Consider the following 18,557-nt stretch of genomic DNA (forward strand, 5'->3'; position numbering starts at 1 on the left):
GGATTTTCCTATGGTCGACACCGACGGCACATTGCCGACGACGCAGAGCACCACTCCCAATTTTGCGGGCAATGCGGGCGTGGCGCCCGAAGTGGCTCCGCTCGCCAGCGAGGCGGAGGCGCATGACAAGCCCAAGGCGGGACTGGCGGATGCCAAGCAGTCGGTCAAGGAAGGCGCCACCAAGGTCCAGCAGCAGGCGGTGGACAAGGTCTATGCGCTGGCGGGTGACGGCAAGGCCAAGGCGGGATCGGCACTCGATCAGGTCGCGCAGCTGCTCAACGATGCGGCCGGTCAGGTCGATGAGAAGCTGGGCAGCCAATATGGGCAATATGCCCGCTCGGCGGCCGACAGCGTGACCTCGCTGTCCGGCGCGATCAAGGACAAGGACGTCGAGGAACTGCTCGACGACGCCCGCGCCTTTGTCGCGAAAAGCCCGGCGGTCGCGATCGGCATTGCGGCGGCACTGGGCTTCGTGCTGGCACGCGTGGTACAGTCGGGTATCGAAACCCGCGAGCCGGGTGACGCCACGGCGTGACCCGGGCGGCTGCTCCCCTATCGGCGCGGGTGCCCGAGCCCGAGACGCTGACCTCGCTGGTGTCGCAACTGGTCGATGACGGTCGCTCGTTCATCGCGGCGGAGATCGATCTGGCCAAGGCGAAAGCCAGCGACAAGGTTGGCCGGTATCGCAGCGCGGCGATCTTCTTCGGTGCGGCGGCGGTCCTCGGGCTTGCGGCACTGGTCGCGCTGCTCGTCGGGCTGATCCTGTCGCTGACGCCGTTGGTCGGCCCCTTTGGCGCGACGCTGATCGTCGTCGGCCTGGTCGTCGTGATTGCCGGCGTGTTGGCGATGATCGGCAAGGGCCGCTTGGCGGGAGGTGCGGCATGACCGTCGCCGAAGCCGAATTGCGGGCCGCCGAAGCGCGCGAGCGGCTGAACAAGACCGCCTCGCGCATCCAGGCGCGGCTGGAGCCGCAGGCCCTGGCCGCGCAGGCGCGGGATGCGGGCCGCACCGCCGCCAAATGCGGTCTGGAAGGCGCGAAGAACAATCCCGGCGCGGTGGCTGGCGGCGTCGCCGTCATCGGGCTGTTGCTCAACCGTCGGCGGATCGCACGCCTGTTCAAGCGCAAGCGCTGATTTGGTTTTCCGGCGGATGCACCCGTCGGCACCGTAGTTCAGAAGGATGATCGCAATGACCACCGAAATCCCTACCGATCAGCAGAATAGCCGGCTTCGCGAAACGCTGGACCATGGTCGTGAGACCGCGTCGCATGCCTATCACGATGCCAAGGACAAGGCGGGCGAGATCGCGCAGAAGACCGCGCGCACCATCGAGGGCAATCCGCTGGGCATCCTGGTCGGCGGCCTTGCGGTGGGCGCGCTCGCCGGGGCGCTGATCCCGCGTTCGCCGCGTGAAAAGCAGCTCTTGGCGCCGGTCGGCAAGAAGCTGGGCGAGACCATTCGCCAGGCCACCCAGGCGGCGCGCGAGACCGGCCTTCGCGAGCTGGAGGAAGCCGGTCTGACGAAGGACGCGGCGAAGGACCGCGCCAAGTCGCTGTTCGACGATGTCGTGAAGGCGGCGAGCAATGCCGGATCGGCGGCGGCCAAGGCTGCGGCGAACAAGTCGGCCTGACCCCGCCACAGCCCTTAACCGAATGATGGCGCGCCGGACCCATAACATGGGTTACGGCGTGCTTTTCATGGGGAAGCGAAGCGGACGACCGCGCCACCTTGTCGCCGGGGATTGCGGTTTATAGGGATAGGATCTCCTCGATCAGAACGGGATTTCCGCTTGCGCCTTCTGCCCCTTGCCGCCTTGCTCGCTGCCGCCACCCTGCCTGTTCCCTTCGCCATCGCGGCCGCCCAGGCGCTGCCCCCGACGCCCGTCCAGCCCGGCGAAGGCAAGGAGGATGCCCGGCTCAAGCAGCTTTTCCATGACAGCGACGAAGCCAGCCTGGCGCGCAATCCGATCAGCGGTCTTTTCCGGGGCGACATGCGCCGCGCCGACCGGATCGGCGACTTCTATTCGGATGCCTATATCCAGGCCGAACGGCAGGCGGCGGAAAGCGACCTGAAGCGGCTCGGCCAGATCGACCGTGCCCGGCTGACCGCGACCAACCAGATCGCCTATGACGTCTTTCGACAGCAGACCGAAACCACGCTCAAGGGCTATGACCCGGCCATCGTCGCGCTGACCATCGTGCGGCCGATGGACCATTTCTACGGCATCCAGACCTTCTATCCCGAATTCGCCTCGGGCCAGGGCGCGGCGCCGTTCAATACGGTGGCGGACTATGAAAACAACCTGAAGCGCAACGTCGAATATGCGCGGCTGCTCGACGAAGCCATCGGCCGCTTCCGGCAGGGCATGGCGAGCGGCGTGGTTCAGCCCAAGCTCGTCGTTCGCAACATGATCGCGCAGTTCGACAATCTGCTCGCCGGGCCGGTCGAGCAATCGACCTTCTACGGTCCGGTCCGTCAGTTTCCCGCCAGCGTTCCGGCGGCGGATCAGGCGCGGCTCAAGGCCGCCTATGCCACGCAGATCCGCGACGTCATCCTCCCCGCCGAGCGGCGGATGCGGGCCTTTCTCGCCGATACCTATCTGCCCGCCGCGCGCGACAGTATCGGCCTGTCGGGAATGCCGGGCGGCGACCGGCTCTATGCCTATCTGATCGAGCAGAATACCACCCTGCCGCTCAAGGCCGAGGATGTGCACCAGCTCGGCCTGTCCGAGGTCGCGCGTATCCTGAAGGCGATGGAGGTGCAGAAGCAGGCGGTCGGCTTCAAGGGCAGCCTGGCCGATTTCTTCACCTTCCTGCGCACCGACACGCGGTTCCAGCCCCAGTCGGCGGCACAGCTGCGCGAGGGCTATGAGGCGATCGGCCGCCGTATCGACGCCCGCGTCCGCGAGCAATTCTCGCTGATCCCCAAGACGCCGCTCGAAATCCGCCCCGTGCCCGCCTTCAAGGAAAAGACCGATGCGGGCGGCTCTTACCAGGGCGGGACGCCGGACGGGACGCGGCCGGGTGTCTTCTATTACAACACCTATGACCTGCCCTCGCGCTATATGTGGGAGATGGAGACGCTCTATCTCCATGAAGCGGTGCCGGGGCATCATTTCCAGATCAGCCTCGCACAGGAAAATGCGGCCCTGCCCGCCTTCATGCGCTTCGGCGGCAACACCGCCTATGCCGAAGGCTGGGCGCTCTATGCCGAGACGCTGTGGCCCGAACTGGGGATGGAAACCGATCCCTATCAGCGCATGGGCGGCCTGAGCGACGAGATGCTGCGCGCGATGCGGCTGGTGGTCGATACCGGCATCCATGCCAAGGGGTGGAGCCGCGACCAGGCCATCGCCTATATGCTGGCCAATTCGCCGATGGCGCGGACCGATGCCACCGCCGAGGTCGAACGCTATATCGCCATTCCGGGCCAGGCGCTCGCCTACAAGATCGGACAGATCACGATCAGCCGCGCCAAGGCCAAGGCCAAGGCCGAACTCGGCGCGAAGTTCGATCCGCGGCGTTTCCATGCGGTGGTGCTGGACACCGGCGCTCTGCCGATGCCGGTGCTGGAGAAGAAGATCGACGACTGGATCGCGGCGGAAAAACGCCGGGCGTGATCGACCGGGGGAGCGGCATACCGTCGCTCCCCTGGCACCGCGTCAGGGAACGTGACGCTTTTCGAGTTTGCGCGCGAGCGTCCGGCGGTGCATCCCCAGCCGCCGCGCGGTTTCCGAGATGTTGAAGTTGGTATCGGCCAGCGTCTCGTTGATCCGTTCCCATTCCAGCGTCTTGATCGAGCTGGGGCGATCGGTGATCGCGGTCGTGGCATCGCCGCTCGCCTTGTGGAAGGCCGCCTCGATATCGTCGGTGTTGGATGGCTTGGCGAGATAGTGGCACGCGCCCAGCTTGATCGCCTCGACCGCCGTGGCGATGCTGGCAAAGCCGGTCAGCACGACGATCAGCATTTCGGGATCATGCGCATGGAGGGTCTGCACGCATGCCAGACCTGAAGCCTGGCCCAGCTTGAGGTCGACCACGGCATAGCGCGGCGTCATCTCCGCCAGCGTCGCGACGAGCATGTCGGGCGTTCCAGCCACCCGCACCTGATAGCCGCGCCGCTCGAACGAACGTTGCAGCGTGCGCGCGAAAGTCTCGTCATCCTCGACGATTATCAGCGATCGTTCGCCGTCCATCACATGTCCCGATCCGAAAAGCCTATCATGCTGAGAGGTAGGGTCAGCGTCACCGTCGCGCCACCCTCGACGCGGTTGATCGCCTCGACCCGGCCGCCCAGCTTGCGAACCACGCTGGAGGCGAGGAACAGGCCGACGCCATGCCCCTCGCCCTTGGTCGATTGCTGCGGTCGTCCGAACTGCGCCAGGGTGGCGGCGGTGAAGCCGGGGCCACGATCCGAGACACGCACCGCCACTACCCCGCCCTCGCGCACGACGCTCAGCCCCACCCAGTGCGGAGAGGCCTCTGCGGCATTATCCAGCACGTTCCACACCGCCTGCTTGATCGCCGGGTCGGACACGATCGGGGCATCGTCGTCGATCGAGCGATAGTCGAGCGGGATCTGGCCATGACTGCGCCGCCATTCGCCGACGATCGCATCGATGAACCGCCCTACCTCGGACAGTTCTGCGGCCTCGCCGCGCGGTTCGCCCGCCGATTGCAGGATGCTGGTGACGATCGCCTTGCACCGCTGCACCTCGGCCTGCATCTCGGCGATCTCGCCCATCAGCTCGGCGTCGTCGCGCAGCTTGGGGACGCGGCGCCAGTCGCTCAGGATCACCGAAAGGCTGGCCAGCGGGGTGCCCAGTTCATGCGCCGCCCCCGAGGCGAGCAGGCCCATGCGGACGATATGCTCCTCCTCCGACGCCTGTTGGCGCAGATCGGCGAGCCGTGCGGCGCTGCGCCGCAGATTGCGGCTGATCCGGGTCACGAAGAGGATCAGCAAGCCGGCGACGATCGCGAAGCTCAGCCAATTGCCCAGCGTGTGGAGCCCGGCAATATCGCCGAACAGCCAGGACGGAAAGGCCAGCGGGCGGTGATGCAGCGACAGCAGTCCGAAACACAGCCCCGTGATTCCGGCCAGCGCCCAGGCGGACCAAGTCTCCAGCAAGACCGCCCCGAGCACCACCTGGATCAGATAAAGCGAGATGAAGGGATTGGTCGCCCCGCCCGACAGGAACAGCTGAAGCGTCAGCGTGCCGACATCGAACATCAATGCGAACAGCAATTCGGTGTTGGTAATCCGGTGGAAGCGAAGGCGCAGATGGCTGAGCAGGTTGATCCCCACCGCCATGGCCAGCACGCCCATCATCGCCGCCACGGGCAGCTGCACGCCCATGATGCGGTTGACGACCAGGATCGTCACGAGCTGCCCCACCACCGCCATCCAGCGCAGATGGATCAGCTGGCGCATGTTCGCGGTGCCCGCCGTCGCGTCGGGCTCGCGCGGACGGACGGTGAACGGCAGGAAGGGCGGAGCGCCCGGCGTCATTCGGAACTCCCGTCCCGACCACCCCGCCAGAGGATCACAAGCCCCATGCCCGTCAGAATCGCCAGACCGAACCAGGTCAGCGCATAGGAAATATGGCTGTTGCGGAAGGTGACGACGGTCAGTCCCCCGACCGGATAGCCGCCCGGATTGGCCGTGGCGTCGGCATCGATGAAATAAGGGGCTACGCGGCCGAGGCGCTTGGCGGCGGCAATGGCGGCGACGTCGCGTGAGTACCAGCGATCCTGCACGGGATCGTTGGAGCGCAGGAAGCCCCCCTTGGGCTCGGTCATCCGGATCAGGCCGGTCACCGAAACCGGGCCGGAGGGACGATCGTGAACAGCGCGCCTTTCGGCCGGAACGAAGCCGCGATTGACCAAGACGGTAAATTGCGGGCCGACCAGTGGGGTCAGCACCCAATAGCCGGGACCGCGCTCGGTCACCGCCTGGACGAAGGTCTCGCGATCGTTGCGGAAGACACCGCGTGCCGTCACGCGGCGATAGGTGTCGTCGGGATCGGCGACGGGCGGAGCCGCCACCGGGGAGGCATGGAGCCGCGCCTCGACACGGGCGATCAGGTCCAGCTTCCAGACCCGGCGCTGCAACTGCCAGACGCCGAGGGAGACGAAGCCCGCGATCAGGGCGATCCCGATCGCGGACAGGATCGCCAGCCCCAGCGGCGAGCGGCCCCGCCGCTCACCGCTTGTGCCGGCGTCCGTCATTACATGCCACCGCCCATCTGGGCGGCCATGTCGGGCATCATGTTGGTATTCATGTGATACATGACCCAGATCGACCCGCTGAGCGTGATGACAACCAACACGGCGGTAAAGACCAGGGCCATCATCGTCCAGCCCCCCTCCGACTTGGTGTTCATGTGGAGGAAGTAGATCATGTGGACGACGATCTGGACGAAGGCCAGACCCATGATGACGAGCGCGGTCGTCTGGGTATCGCCCAGCGCGCCGGTCATGACCGCCCAGAACGGGATGGCCGTCAGGATCACCGACAGCACGAACCCGATCATATAGCCCTTCATCGAGCCGTGACCGTGCGTATCGCCATGCGCGTGGAGGTCATGGTCCAGATTGGCGTGATCGCCATGACCATGCGGAGGATGAGCGCTCAACGGAGAACTCCCAGCAGATAGACAAAGGTGAAGACGCCGATCCAGACGACGTCCAGGAAGTGCCAGAACATCGACAGGCACATCAGGCGCCGCTTGTTTGCCTCGATCAGGCCGAAGCGGCCGACCTGCACCATCAGCGTGACCAGCCAGATCGAACCGAAGGTGACGTGCAGACCGTGCGTGCCGACCAGCGTGAAGAAGGACGACAAGAAGGCCGAACGCTGCGGACCCGCGCCCTCATGGATGAGGTTGGCGAATTCGTAGAGCTCGATCGACAGGAAGGCGAGACCGAACAGGCCGGTGATGCCTAGCCAGATCAGCGTGTTCGACTTCTGGTTCTTCTCCATCGCGATCATGGCGAAGCCATAGGTGATCGACGACAGCAGCAGCATCGAGGTGTTGAGCGCGACCAGCGGGAGTTCGAAAATCTCCCGCGGGGTCGGCCCGCCCGCATAGCTGGTGCCCAGCACGCCATAGGTGGCGAACAGGATGGCGAAGATGAGGCAGTCGCTCATCAGGTACATCCAGAAACCGATGGCGGTCGAGCCACCGGATTCGTGATGATGATCCTCGTCCTCGACCAGATAATAGGTCGGGTTCTTCGCCGGATCGGCGCTCAGAACATCGGTCGACATGGATCAGGCCCCCTGACCGAGCAGGCGACGCCGCTCGTTTTCCGTTGCCACGACTTCATCGACGGGGATGTAGTAATCGCGGTCATAGTTGAACGTGTGCCAGATGGCGACGACGACGACACCGATCAGCCCCAGGGCAGCGAGCCACCACATGTACCAGATCATGCCAAAGCCCGCGGCGGTCGACAGACCGGCGATGATGACGCCGGTACCCGTATTCTTGGGCATGTGGATCGGACGATAGCCCTCGGCCGGAGCCTGCGCCTTCTTGTCCTTCATGTCGTACCAGGCATCCAATTCGTGGATGACGGGCGTGAACGCGAAGTTGTAATCCGGCGGCGGCGACGAGGTCGCCCATTCCAGCGTGCGGCCGTCCCAGGGATCGCCCGTCACGTCGCGCAGTTCTTCTTTCTTCCAGATCGACACGCCGATCTGAACCAGGAAGGCCCCGATGCCGCCCGCGATCATCAGCGCGCCCAGCAGGGCCACGACGAAATAGATCTGAAGCGACGGATCGTCGAAGTGATGGAGGCGACGCGTCACGCCCATGAAGCCCAGAATGTAGAGCGGCGTGAAGGCGACCCAGAAGCCGACGACCCACAGCCAGAACGACACCTTGCCCCAGAACTGGTTGAGCTTGAACCCGAAGGCCTTGGGCCACCAGTAGTTGATCGCGGCGAAGGCCCCGAACAGCACGCCGCCGATGATCACGTTGTGGAAGTGCGCGATCAGGAACAGCGAGTTGTGCAGCACGAAGTCGGCGGGCGGAACGGCCAGCAGAACGCCGGTCATGCCACCGATGGTGAAGGTCAGCATGAACGCGATGGTCCACATCATCGGCAGCTCGAACCGGATGCGCCCCTTGTACATGGTGAACAGCCAGTTGAAGATCTTCGCACCCGTCGGGATCGAGATCACCATGGTGGTGATGCCGAAGAACGAGTTGACGCTCGCGCCCGAACCCATGGTGAAGAAGTGATGCAGCCAGACGAGGTACGACAGGATCGTGATGACGATCGTGGCATAGACCATCGAGGTATAGCCGAACAGACGCTTGCCCGAGAAGGTCGAGGTGACTTCCGAGAACACGCCGAACAGCGGCAGGATCAGGATGTACACCTCCGGGTGGCCCCAGATCCAGATCAGGTTCACGTACATCATCGGGTTGCCGCCGAGATTGTTCGTGAAGAAGTTGGTGCCGACATAGCGGTCGAGCGACAGCAGGACGAGCGTGGCGGTCAGCACGGGGAAGCTGGCGACGATCAGGACGTTCGCGCACAGCGAGGTCCAGCAGAACACCGGCAGCTTCATCATGGTCATGCCCGGCGCGCGCATCTTGATGATGGTCGCGATCAGGTTGATGCCCGACAGGGTCGTACCGACACCGGCCACCTGGAGGGCCCAGATATAATAATCGACGCCGACATCGGGACTGAAGTCCAGTTCCGACAGCGGCGGGAAGGCCAGCCAGCCGGTCCGCGCGAACTCGCCGATGAACAGCGAGGCCATGACCAGCACGACGCCGCCCGCGGTCATCCAGAAGCTCAGATTATTGAGATACGGGAAGGACACGTCGCGCGCACCGATCTGGAGCGGCACGACATAGTTCATCAGGCCGGTGATGATCGGCATCGCCACGAAGAAGATCATGATGACGCCGTGCGCGGTGAACACCTGATCATAGTGGTGCGAGTTCAGGAAGCCCTGATTGTCGCCGAACGCGATCGCCTGCTGGCCGCGCATCATCAACGCGTCGGCAAAGCCGCGCAGCAGCATCACGATGCCCAGGATCATGTACATGATCCCGATGCGCTTGTGATCGACCGTGGTGAACCACTCCTTCCAGAGATAGCCCCACAGCTTGAACTTGGTGATGAGCGCCAGCACCGCGATGCCGCCGACCGCGACACCCAGGAAGGTGCCGACGACGATCGGCTCGTGGATCGGCAGCGATTCGATCGATAGCCGTCCGAAGATGGTCTTTATGATGTGTTCCATGATGGCGTGCCTCAGCCGCGACCCGCACCGGCATGACCAAAGGTCTGCGGGCCGGGGGTCTGCGGGATGGAAAGGAAGGACATGCGGCGGTTCTTCATCTCACCAGGCTCCTGCACGCCCTTCGACGGGACAGGCTCCTTGCTCTGATGCGGCGAGGTCTGGATTTCCTCCGGCGACTTTTCGAGCGCGCCCTTGGTCCGATCACCGTGCATGGGGCCGGTATTGTTGACCGGCGGATTGCCCTCGCCGACCTTCATCTTGTGCGGGTCGCCGCCACCGGTCATCCGGTCGTGCATCATCACGTCCGACATGCACGGCGTGTTGTCCGCGACGCAGCGATTGACGACGCGATCGAACAGGCCGCCCTGCACGCCGTTGAAATACATGGCGGGCACATATTCGCTGGGCTTCTCGACCGTCAGGAAGGCGGCGCGGGTCAGCTGGCCATGGCCCTTGCCCTGACCGGCCTGCGAGGTCCGGACCTTCTCGACCCACTGGTCGAAGCCGTTCGCCTGGAGCGCATAGACCGGGAAGTGCATGCCCGAGAAACCGGCGCCGCTATAGTGCGACGACAGGCCCTTGAACGTGCCCTCGCGGTTGATGACCGCATGCAGCTGCGTCTCCATGCCGGGCATGGTGTAGATCATGCCGGCCATGGCGGGGACGTAGAAGGCGTTCATCACCGAGGTGCCGGTCAGGCGGAACTCGACGGGCCGGTCGACCGGCAGCGCCAGTTCGTTGATCGTGGCGATGCCCTGCTCGGGATAGATGAACAGCCATTTCCAGTCGAGCGCGACGACCTGGACCTCGAGCGGCTTGACGCTGGAGGCGATCGGCTGGCCGGGGGCCGTCCGTTCGATCGGGCGATACGGGTCGAGCAGATGGGTGCTCGTCCACGTCACCGCGCCCAGGCAGATGATGATCAGCAGCGGCGCCGACCAGATCACCAGCTCCAGCATGGTGGAGTGATCGAACTCCGGATCATATTCGGCCTGCGTGTTGCTCTTGCGATAGCGCCACGCGAACAGCACCGTCAGCGCCATCACCGGAATGATGATGAGCAGCATCAGGGCCGTCGCGATCAGCACCAGATCGCGTTGCTGCACGGCAACGTCACCGGCAGGGTTTAGCACGACCGCATCGCATCCCCCCAGCATGGCCAGGAGGGGCAAGGCGGCCCAGCGAAGAGGGCGCAGGCGCGCAAGGCTCGACGAATGAGACATATGGCAAGGGCCGCTACGCCTTTGCTGCACCTGCGCACATTGGACAGTTTGTCCAATCCCCCTGCCCCCCCGAAAGGCGCATAGGCGCAACAGAATGGCGGTTTTGTGCGGTCGTTTTGCGCCGCCACCGTTCCGCCGAGATGAAAATGCAAGAAATCAGGACTGGCAGCCGATGAGCGCAGAGTTAACCGCATCGACCTCGACGCCCCTTGAGCGGGACGCGCGGCTGGTCAATGCCCGCGATCCGCACCATGTCGCCCCGGGCGACATCGCCATCGGCGTCATCATCGGGCGTACGTCGGAGTTTTTCGACTTCTTCGTCTACGCCATCGCCTCGGTGCTGGTCTTCCCGTCGCTGATCTTTCCTTACGTCGACGCGCTGACCGGCACGATCTATTCGTTCGCGCTGTTCGCTCTGGCGTTCATCGCCCGCCCGATCGGCACCTTCATCTTCATGGCGGTCGACCGCAATCTTGGTCGCGGCGTCAAGCTGACCATAGCGCTGTTCCTGCTCGGCGGGTCGACCATGGCGATCGCCTTCCTGCCCGGCTATGCGCAGATCGGCACGTCGGCGGCCGTGCTGCTCGGCATCTTCCGCGTCATGCAGGGCCTGGCGCTGGGCGGGGCATGGGACGGCCTGCCGTCGCTCCTGTCGCTCAATGCGCCCGAGCGTCGTCGCGGCTGGTATGCGATGATCCCGCAGCTGGGCGCGCCGCTCGGCCTGCTGGTGGCCAACGGCCTGTTCGCCTTCTTCCTGACCACGCTCAGCCGGGCCGACTTCCTCGACTGGGGCTGGCGCTATCCGTTCTTCGTGGCGTTCGCGATCAACGTCGTGGCGCTGTTCGCACGCCTGCGCATCGTCGCCACGCCCGAGTTCCAGCGCCTGTTCGAAAGCCGCGAGCTTCAGCCCGCGCCGGTCGGCGAGACGCTGAGCACCGAGGGGCGCACCGTCCTTCTGGGCGCCTTCGCGCCGCTCGCCAGCTTCGCCATGTTCCACATCGTGACCGTGTTCCCGCTGTCCTGGGTCGTCCTGTTCAACAAGGAGCGCCCGCAGGACTTCATGATGATCGAGATCATCGGCAGCATCGTCGGCGTGTTCGCCATCCTCGCCTCGGGCAAGATCGCCGACCGGGTCGGCCGTCGCACGCTGCTGGGCTTCTCGGCGGCGGGCATCGCGGCCTTTGCCGGCTTCGCGCCGCAGCTGCTCGACAATGGCGGCACGGGTGAGACGATCTACATCGTGCTCGGCTTCCTGCTGCTCGGCCTGGGCTTCGGCCAGTCGTCGGGTGCGATCAACTCGGGCTTCTCGTCGCTTCGTCGCTACACGGGCGCCGCGATCACCTCGGATCTCGCTTGGCTGATCGGTGCGGGTTTCGCGCCGCTCGCCGCGCTGCTGCTTTCGAGCCATTTCGGCCTGCTGTCGGTCGGCGCCTATCTGCTGTCGGGTGCGGTCGCGACGCTTGCCGCGCTGGGGATTAACAAGGAACTTGCCAAGCGCGCGTCCTGATCCCGATCGACCAATCTCATGCGGGCGGCCGGTGGAGCGATCCACTGGCCGTTTTGTTTTGGCCGGATCGCGCCCTACATCGGTTCTCGACAGGGGATGCATGACGGGAAACAGGATGACGAACGGGAAGCGCTGGATAGCAATGGCCACCGCGGCGATGGCGGGGATCGGCATGGCCGGGGCGGCGGACGCGCGGGTGCCTGCGGGTACATGGGCCAATCCGTCCAACACCGTGCAGGTCCGCTTCGCCCCCTGCGGCCGTGGCCCCGACGCGGAGCTGATGTGCGGCACGGTGGTCTGGGCGAGCGAACAGGCCAAGGCGGATGCCGCGCGCGGCGGCTCGCCCCGTCTGGTGGGCACCCGGCTGTTCACCGATTTCGAGGAGGAAGAGCCAGGGCGCTGGGCGGGCACCGTCTTCGTTCCGGACATCGGTCGCGAGGTCGAGGGCACGATCACCCAACTCGATGCGCGGACTTTGGTCGGCCAGGGATGCCTGCTGGGGCGGCTGGGCTGTCGCGAGCAGCGCTGGCATCGGGTAAAATAACCGCACTCGATCAGGGAACCCGGGGGCGTCTGCCGCGTCCCCGTCGCGAACATTCAGGAAAGGCACGCCATGGCGGACGACACGCTGACGGTCATCAAGGAAACGGTCGAGGACAATGTGGCGGACCGGCAGGTCGAATTCGTGGCCGAGCTGGAGGGCGAGGAATATCAGTTCGCCGTCCAATATGACCTGCTCGAAGCCCTGAGCGGCGACGTGCCCGATGGCGATGCCGTCGAGATGTTCGATCGCTACTCCGACGATATTCTGGACGCCGCGCTGACCGCGCTGGGCCGGGACATGGAGCAGGCGCTGGTCGTGGTCAGTGAGAATGATCTCGACTGAGCGTCAGACGCCAAACAGCCGATCGATCTGCTGGGCGAGCTCCGCAAGCGTATAGGGTTTGCGGAGCAACGCGAAGCCATGGCTCCCCTCGTCGGCGATGACCCGGCTATAGCCGCTAGTGAGCAGAATGCGCAGCTGTGGGTGGAGCCGGGCGATATCATGCGCGAAGTCGATGCCCGACTGGCCCGGCATCATGACGTCGGAAAATACCAGGTCGAACCGCTCCGCCCCGGCTTTCAGCTCTTCCATCGCCGCCGCCGCATTGGTGGCGATGACCGTGCGATAGCCCAGCGTCTGTAGCGCCTCGACCGCGAACTGCCCGACCTCGACATTGTCCTCGACCACCAGCACGCAGCGCTCGGTCCCGTTCGCTGCGCGCCGATCGCCCTGCTGCCGATCGGCGGCGGGCAAGCCGTCGGTCCGGGGCAGGACCAGGGTGAAGGTCGCGCCCTGCCCCGGCGTGCTGGCGACATGCACATCGCCGCCGGACTGGCGCGCAAAGCCGAACACCTGGCTGAGACCCAGGCCAGTCCCCGCCCCCAGCCGCTTGGTGGTGAAGAAGGGCTCGAAGATCTGGTCGAGCCGGTCGGCGGGAATGCCCTCGCCGGTATCGATGATCGCAATCCGAACCTGATCCGGTCCTTGCGGGGCCGCCTCCGACCAGACGCGGATGGTCAGCGTCCCCTGCCCCGCCATCGCGTCGCGGGCATTGACCGCCATGTTGACGATCGCGGTGTCGAACTGGCTGCGGTCGACATGGGCATGGCACGGCCGTTCCGGCAGATCGAAGACCAGCCGGATGCCCGGCCCCGACAGCGTGGCGATCATGTCGGACAGCGTCATGATACTTGCCCCGACATCGACTACCTCGGGCGTCAGCGGTTGCCGCCGGGCAAAGGCCAGCAACTGTGCGGTCAGCTTGGCGGCGCGGTCGGCCGCATCCGCGATCGCCTCGATCTGGCGCTGTCGGCGCTCGGGCGGGAATCCGGGGCGGCGGATTAGGTCGATCGAACCGCGAATGACGGTCAGCAGATTGTTGAAGTCGTGCGCGACGCTGCCGGTCAGCTGGCCGATCGCCTCCAGCTTCTGCGCCTGACGCAGCTGTTCCTCGGTCTGGCGCAGCGCCTCCTCCGCCGCTTTCTGCTGGGTGATATGCCGTCCGACCGCAAAGACTTCGCGCGCGCTGGAGGCGCCGACCCAGGCGATCCACTCGTAATCGCCCTGGGCGTGACGCATTCGAACCTCGATCCGCGAGACCTGCCGGGCCAGCGAATTGCTGAGGGCCTCTTGCGCCCCGGCCAGATCGTCGGGGTGAACCAGATCCATCACCGATCGCCCGACCAGCGCCTGTCCGCCATAGCCGAGCAGCTTGCCCCAGGCCGGGTTGGTCCGCTGGATCATGCCATCGGCATCGAGCACGGCGAGCAGGTCGGGGGATACGTCCCACATGCGGTCGCGCTCGGCGGTCCGTTCGATGATCCGCTGTTCTAACGTGACGTTGAGCCCGCGCAGCTCCTCCAGCGCCTGCGACAATTGCAGCTGGCTGTCGCGCAGCGCCGCGTCGGCATGGACCCGCGCCGTCGTCTCGTTGGTGAAGATGAACAGCCCCGCGACATCGCCCCGGCCGTCGAGGACGCGCGAATAGGAAGAGGACCAGAAGGTGTGCGCCTCGCCCCGGTCGGTATCCAGCTTCCAGGGCAGATCGACGAAACGCTGGGTCCGCCCCGCCAGCGCATCGTCTATGATCGGCCGCGCCTGTTCCAGCGCGTCGGCCCAGACCTCGTCGAAACGCGTTCCCATCGCCCAGGGCAGACGGGGGCCGAGCAGCGGAAAATAGGTTTCGTTGAAGAAGAAATGCAACTCCGGCCCCCAGGCCAGGATCATCGATTCCGGTGAGTTGAGCACCAGGCTGAGCGCGACGCGGAACGCCTCCGGTCAATTCCGGGGCGGCCCCAGAGGATGGTCGGTCCAGTCGCGCGCGAGGATCAGGCGTGCCGCCTCGCCGCCCCCGTCGAGGAAGGCCAGGGCGGGATCGGGCTGGGCGGCGGTCATCGCCCCGCTGCTAGCAAGTCGGCCGCGGGTCCGCCACCATGCTCGGCTATAGTTCCTCGCCCGCCAGCGTGGCCGCCGCCTGAATGACCGCCAGATGCGTCAGACCCTGCGGCATGTTGCCCAGATAATGCCCCGTCTCGGGATCGATCATCTCGGCATAGAGCCCGGCCCCCCGGCTATCGAGCGCCTTTGTCGCGGCATCGAATGCGGCCTGAGCCGCATCGTGCTGGCCCAGGATCGCGCGCGCCTCGATCATCCAGAAGGTGCAGGCCAGGAAGCATGCCTCCTCCTTCTCCACCCCCGAATAGCGATAATGGAATGCCCCCGCCCCCAGTTCGCGGTCGAGCGCGTCCAGCGTCCGGGCCAGCCGGTCCTGCCCATCGAACCGGAAGCGCACGGCAAGCGCCAGGCTGGCGTCGAGCGCGTCGCTGTCGGGGTGCATCAGATAGGCGCCGCGCGCTTCCGACCAGCAATGTTCGCCGATCCACGCCTCGATCCGGTCCCGCTCCCGCGCCCAGCGGTCGCGACAGGTGGTGGGAATCTGTCCCTCGTCGGCCAGCTCCACCGCGCGGGCCAGCGCCTGCCAGCAGCTGATCTTGGACATGGTGTAATGCCGTTCCTCCGGCAATTCCCAGATGCCCGCATCGGGCTGGCGCCAGCGATCCGCGCAGGCATCGGCCAGATGCGACAGTGTCTCGGCGCTGGAGGTGTCGAGGAAATTGCCGCACGCGACGAAGCGGCTCGCCGTCTCGAATATGTCGCCATAGATGCCGTGCTGATGCTGGCCGCCCGCCAGATTGCCGACGCGCACCGGCCGGGAATGGCGATAGCCGCTCACCGCGATCTCGCGCTCGGCGGGCACGGGGCGTCCGTCGAGCGTGTAGCAGACCTGGGGCTGTCCCTCGCCCAACCGCTTGAGCAGCCAGGTAAAGGCCGCCTTCGCCTCGGCATGCGCGCCGATCCGCAGGAACGCCTTGATCGTATAGCCCGCGTCGCGAACCCAGGCGTAGCGATAGTCGTAATTCTTCTGCCCGCCGATCCCCTCGGGCAAGGAGGTCGTCGCCGCCGCCGTGATCGCGCCGGTGGGCGAATAGAGCAGCAGCTTCAGGGCGAGCGCGCTGCGCAACACCCGGTCGCGCTGGGCCTCTGGCACTTTCAGTCCGGCGGTCCATTGCCGCCATTCGGCGTCGGACAGGTCGATCCGCGCATCGATCTGTTCGATGTCCTGGCAAACCAGCGGCTCGTCCTCCCCGGCGATCAGCGCGATCCGGGCGCGATCGCCCGGCGCGACCGAGGTATGGCCCGTCACCAGCCCGTCCTCCAGATGATCGATCACGACATGGCCGCAATGCCGGAATATGCCGAGCACCCGGTCGACATGGAAGACATTATGCCCCCCGGCGGGCGCGAAATAGGGGCTGACCGTGTCCGCGCGTCGGCTGAAGCGCAGGGTGATGCCGAAGCGAACATGGCCGTCCAGCCCCTCCACCCGCCGCGCCAGCTCCGCCCAGGGCAATCGCCCCGCCGTGCCGCTGTTGATCGACTCGACCAGCTTGGCGCGCCCCGATGCGGTCGTGAAGATCGTCTCCAGCACGTTGCTGTCGGGGCGATAGCGGCGTTCGACCGTGAACGGCTCGACCGGGGTGATCGCGAAGGTGCCGCCGCGTTCGGCGTCGAGCAGCCGGTCGAACAGCGGCGGGGAGTCCATGTTGGGCACGCACCACCAGTCGATCGCCCCGTCCGCCCCGCTCAGCGCCACGCTGCGCCCATCGCCGAGCGCGGCATAATCCTCGAGGTGCAGAAAGCCGTGCTGGTCGCGAAGCGGGTCGGGGTGCTGATCGGGCAGGGTCACGATGGCGCAGGCTCCGCTGGCGGAAAGACAATCTAGGTTAGGAGCATGGAAACTCGCCAGAACCGTTAAATCTCCGTGGGACCTTCCCGTGATTTGCGCGTTGCAACATCCGACCTGTCTATTGGGAGCATCGCCATGAGCCTGGCATCGGCATTCGGATTCGGCACCAAGAAAGTGCGCTACGCAGTCGTCGGCGCGGGCGACATCACCCAATCGGCGATGCTGCCCGGCATCCGCCATACCGGCAATTCCGAACTGACCGCGATCGTCACCGGCGATGCGGAAAAGGGGCGCCTGCTCGCCGAGAAATACGGTGTCGAGCATGTCTATTCCTATGAAGAGTTCGGCAAGCTGCTGACCGCCAATGTCTGCGATGCCATCTATCTGGGCACGCCCAATTGGCGCCATGCCGAATTCGCCATTCCGGCGCTGGAAGCGGGCATCCATGTCCTGTGCGAAAAGCCGCTGGAAATCTCGGTCGAACAGGGCCGCGCCATTCAGGACGCCGAGCGCCGTTCCTCGGCCAAGCTGATGACCGCCTATCGTCTGCATTTCGAGCCGGGCACGCTCGACGCGATCGAGAAGATCCGCAACGGCGAACTGGGCGAGCTGGTCGCCTTCACCTCCTGCTTCGGGCAGAAGCTGGACCCCGACAACCACCGCGCCAAACATGGTCTGGAGGCCGGGCCGCTGTTCGACATGGCGCCTTATCCGATCAACGCTATCCGCTATCTGTTCGGCGCCGAGCCGGTCGCGGTCGAAAGCGCGGTCGCCACGCGCCAGCCGAGCGCAGGTCTGGGCGATCTGGACGATACCTTCGCCGTCGTGCTGCGGATGCCGGGCGACAAGCTTGCCAGCTTCACCGTCAGCTATGCGATGAACGATGTCGACAGCCTGATCGTCGCGGGCATGAAGGGCTCGATCCATATGAGCCCCGCCTATGGCTTCCAGTCAGCGATCGAGCAGAATGTGACGATTGGCGACAAGAAGAGCCATGAAGCCTTCAAGCACACCGATCATTTCGGCGGCGAGATGCGCTATTTCTCCGACTGCATCCTGAACGATCGCGATCCGGAGCCGGATGTGGAGGAAGGATTGTCCGACCTGCGCGTGATCGAGGGGATCAAGCAGGCACTGAAGACCGGCGGCCGGGTGGAACTGCCGCCCTTCACCCGTACCCGGCGGATCGATCCCGCCAGCCAGCGCCAGACCCTCTCCGCCGTCGATCGCCCGGCGCCGGTCAAGGTCAAGTCGCCCACCGGCGCCAGCTGATCATTATCTATTCGCTTCTTGGGGAGCGGAATGACAGGATCAATCGTTACGCTGCCGATGACAATTGACGTCACTTCAGGGAGTCGATGGTGGACAACAGGGACGAACAGCTTCGCGAACGGGCCTATGGCATCTGGCAAGCCGAAGGCGAGCCGCATGGGCGCGACCGCGAGCATTGGGAAATGGCGGAACGCGAACTGGCCGATGCCGACCCCGCACCGGCCGATCCCGAGCCTGTCCAGACTGTGGACAAGCCCCAGGCTGCGGAAGCCACTCCCCAGCCCAAAGCCGCCGTCACGCGACGCAAGAGCAGCAAGCTGACCTCCCCGGCCGAAACCGAAACCACGGCTCCCGCCCCCAAGGCGAAGGCGCGCAAGCCGCGCGCCGCCAAGACCGAATAACGCTGCCCGCCTGGCGGGTGGTTCTAGAGCGACGGGCCGGATGCGGCCCCTCGCTTCCCCTTCTTGCGTTGACCCCACGGATAGTCGTTCGACTTTTG

19 protein-coding genes are annotated in these 18,557 nt (G+C 65.5%); 10 read left to right on the top strand and 9 right to left on the bottom strand.

Going from position 1 to position 18,557, the window contains the following annotated elements:
• The first annotated feature begins 10 nt into the window (after positions 1-10).
• The 5 genes from ABIC44_RS00435 to ABIC44_RS00455 all read left to right on the top strand — a co-directional run bounded on the left by ABIC44_RS00435 (position 11) and on the right by ABIC44_RS00455 (position 3,618).
• Positions 11-535 (top strand): hypothetical protein, encoded by a 525-nt coding sequence (locus ABIC44_RS00435; protein ID WP_354293017.1) that lies wholly within the window; start codon positions 11-13, stop codon positions 533-535.
• Entirely contained in the window at positions 532-885 is a 354-nt protein-coding gene (locus ABIC44_RS00440; protein WP_354293018.1) for a phage holin family protein, read from the top strand. The genes ABIC44_RS00435 and ABIC44_RS00440 overlap by 4 nt, the downstream gene beginning before the upstream one ends.
• On the top strand, positions 882-1,133 hold the full coding sequence (locus tag ABIC44_RS00445; protein ID WP_307098869.1) for a phosphatase: 252 nt from the start codon (positions 882-884) through the stop codon (positions 1,131-1,133). Before ABIC44_RS00440 ends, ABIC44_RS00445 begins: the two co-directional genes overlap by 4 nt.
• A 55-nt stretch (positions 1,134-1,188) precedes the next feature.
• Positions 1,189-1,629, top strand: a complete 441-nt coding sequence (locus ABIC44_RS00450) for a hypothetical protein (RefSeq protein WP_309695540.1) — start codon at positions 1,189-1,191, stop codon at positions 1,627-1,629.
• A 159-nt stretch (positions 1,630-1,788) separates the two neighbouring features.
• Entirely contained in the window at positions 1,789-3,618 is a 1,830-nt protein-coding gene (locus ABIC44_RS00455) for a DUF885 domain-containing protein (protein WP_354293020.1), read from the top strand.
• Between the two features lie 42 nt (positions 3,619-3,660).
• On the opposite strand, the gene ABIC44_RS00460 is transcribed toward ABIC44_RS00455, so the two are convergent.
• From ABIC44_RS00460 to cyoA, 7 genes are read right to left on the bottom strand one after another with little or no spacing between them, the layout of a single operon-like run.
• Positions 3,661-4,194, bottom strand: coding sequence for a response regulator transcription factor (locus ABIC44_RS00460; RefSeq protein ID WP_307098875.1), 534 nt, complete (start codon positions 4,192-4,194; stop codon positions 3,661-3,663).
• Positions 4,194-5,507 (bottom strand): ATP-binding protein, encoded by a 1,314-nt coding sequence (locus ABIC44_RS00465; protein WP_354293022.1) that lies wholly within the window; start codon positions 5,505-5,507, stop codon positions 4,194-4,196. The genes ABIC44_RS00460 and ABIC44_RS00465 overlap by 1 nt, the downstream gene beginning before the upstream one ends.
• Complete coding sequence (locus ABIC44_RS00470; RefSeq protein WP_354293024.1) at positions 5,504-6,226, bottom strand: SURF1 family protein; 723 nt, start codon at positions 6,224-6,226, stop codon at positions 5,504-5,506. Before ABIC44_RS00470 ends, ABIC44_RS00465 begins: the two co-directional genes overlap by 4 nt.
• Entirely contained in the window at positions 6,226-6,633 is a 408-nt protein-coding gene (cyoD, locus tag ABIC44_RS00475; protein ID WP_373424621.1) for a cytochrome o ubiquinol oxidase subunit IV, read from the bottom strand. Before cyoD ends, ABIC44_RS00470 begins: the two co-directional genes overlap by 1 nt.
• On the bottom strand, positions 6,630-7,268 hold the full coding sequence (gene cyoC / locus ABIC44_RS00480) for a cytochrome o ubiquinol oxidase subunit III (RefSeq protein WP_007403230.1): 639 nt from the start codon (positions 7,266-7,268) through the stop codon (positions 6,630-6,632). The genes cyoD and cyoC overlap by 4 nt, the downstream gene beginning before the upstream one ends.
• 3 nt (positions 7,269-7,271) lie before the next feature.
• On the bottom strand, positions 7,272-9,266 hold the full coding sequence (gene cyoB / locus ABIC44_RS00485) for a cytochrome o ubiquinol oxidase subunit I (RefSeq protein ID WP_307098879.1): 1,995 nt from the start codon (positions 9,264-9,266) through the stop codon (positions 7,272-7,274).
• 11 nt (positions 9,267-9,277) lie between these two features.
• A complete protein-coding gene (gene cyoA / locus ABIC44_RS00490) occupies positions 9,278-10,489 on the bottom strand; it encodes a ubiquinol oxidase subunit II (RefSeq protein WP_307098881.1) in 1,212 nt (403 codons plus the stop codon).
• A gap of 172 nt (positions 10,490-10,661) precedes the next feature.
• On the opposite strand from cyoA, the gene ABIC44_RS00495 reads away from it, so the two are divergent.
• The 3 genes from ABIC44_RS00495 (at position 10,662) to ABIC44_RS00505 (ending at position 12,882) form a co-directional block, all read left to right on the top strand.
• Positions 10,662-11,996, top strand: coding sequence for an MFS transporter (locus ABIC44_RS00495; protein ID WP_309695553.1), 1,335 nt, complete (start codon positions 10,662-10,664; stop codon positions 11,994-11,996).
• Between the two features lie 115 nt (positions 11,997-12,111).
• Positions 12,112-12,540 (top strand): DUF2147 domain-containing protein, encoded by a 429-nt coding sequence (locus tag ABIC44_RS00500; RefSeq protein WP_354293026.1) that lies wholly within the window; start codon positions 12,112-12,114, stop codon positions 12,538-12,540.
• Positions 12,541-12,609: 69 nt separating this feature from the next.
• Positions 12,610-12,882 carry a DUF1488 family protein gene (locus ABIC44_RS00505; protein ID WP_307098886.1) on the top strand — a complete coding sequence of 91 codons (273 nt, stop codon included), beginning with the start codon at positions 12,610-12,612 and terminating at the stop codon, positions 12,880-12,882.
• A 3-nt stretch (positions 12,883-12,885) separates the two neighbouring features.
• On the opposite strand, the gene ABIC44_RS00510 is transcribed toward ABIC44_RS00505, so the two are convergent.
• Both ABIC44_RS00510 and ABIC44_RS00515 read right to left on the bottom strand, forming a co-directional pair.
• Positions 12,886-14,766: an ATP-binding protein gene (locus ABIC44_RS00510; RefSeq protein ID WP_354293027.1), complete on the bottom strand. Its 1,881-nt coding sequence runs from the start codon at positions 14,764-14,766 to the stop codon at positions 12,886-12,888.
• 214 nt (positions 14,767-14,980) lie between these two features.
• Positions 14,981-16,786 carry a glycoside hydrolase family 15 protein gene (locus ABIC44_RS00515; RefSeq protein ID WP_354293028.1) on the bottom strand — a complete coding sequence of 602 codons (1,806 nt, stop codon included), beginning with the start codon at positions 16,784-16,786 and terminating at the stop codon, positions 14,981-14,983.
• Between the two features lie 135 nt (positions 16,787-16,921).
• Here ABIC44_RS00515 and ABIC44_RS00520 point away from each other — a divergent pair, with 135 nt between their 5' ends.
• On the top strand, positions 16,922-18,058 hold the full coding sequence (locus tag ABIC44_RS00520) for a Gfo/Idh/MocA family protein (RefSeq protein WP_354293029.1): 1,137 nt from the start codon (positions 16,922-16,924) through the stop codon (positions 18,056-18,058).
• A gap of 86 nt (positions 18,059-18,144) precedes the next feature.
• Positions 18,145-18,459: a DUF2934 domain-containing protein gene (locus ABIC44_RS00525; RefSeq protein WP_354293031.1), complete on the top strand. Its 315-nt coding sequence runs from the start codon at positions 18,145-18,147 to the stop codon at positions 18,457-18,459.
• Positions 18,460-18,557 lie beyond the last annotated feature (98 nt).

Origin of the sequence: Sphingomonas sp. 1185, assembly GCF_040544655.1 — a bacterium.
Classification (GTDB): domain Bacteria; phylum Pseudomonadota; class Alphaproteobacteria; order Sphingomonadales; family Sphingomonadaceae; genus Sphingomonas.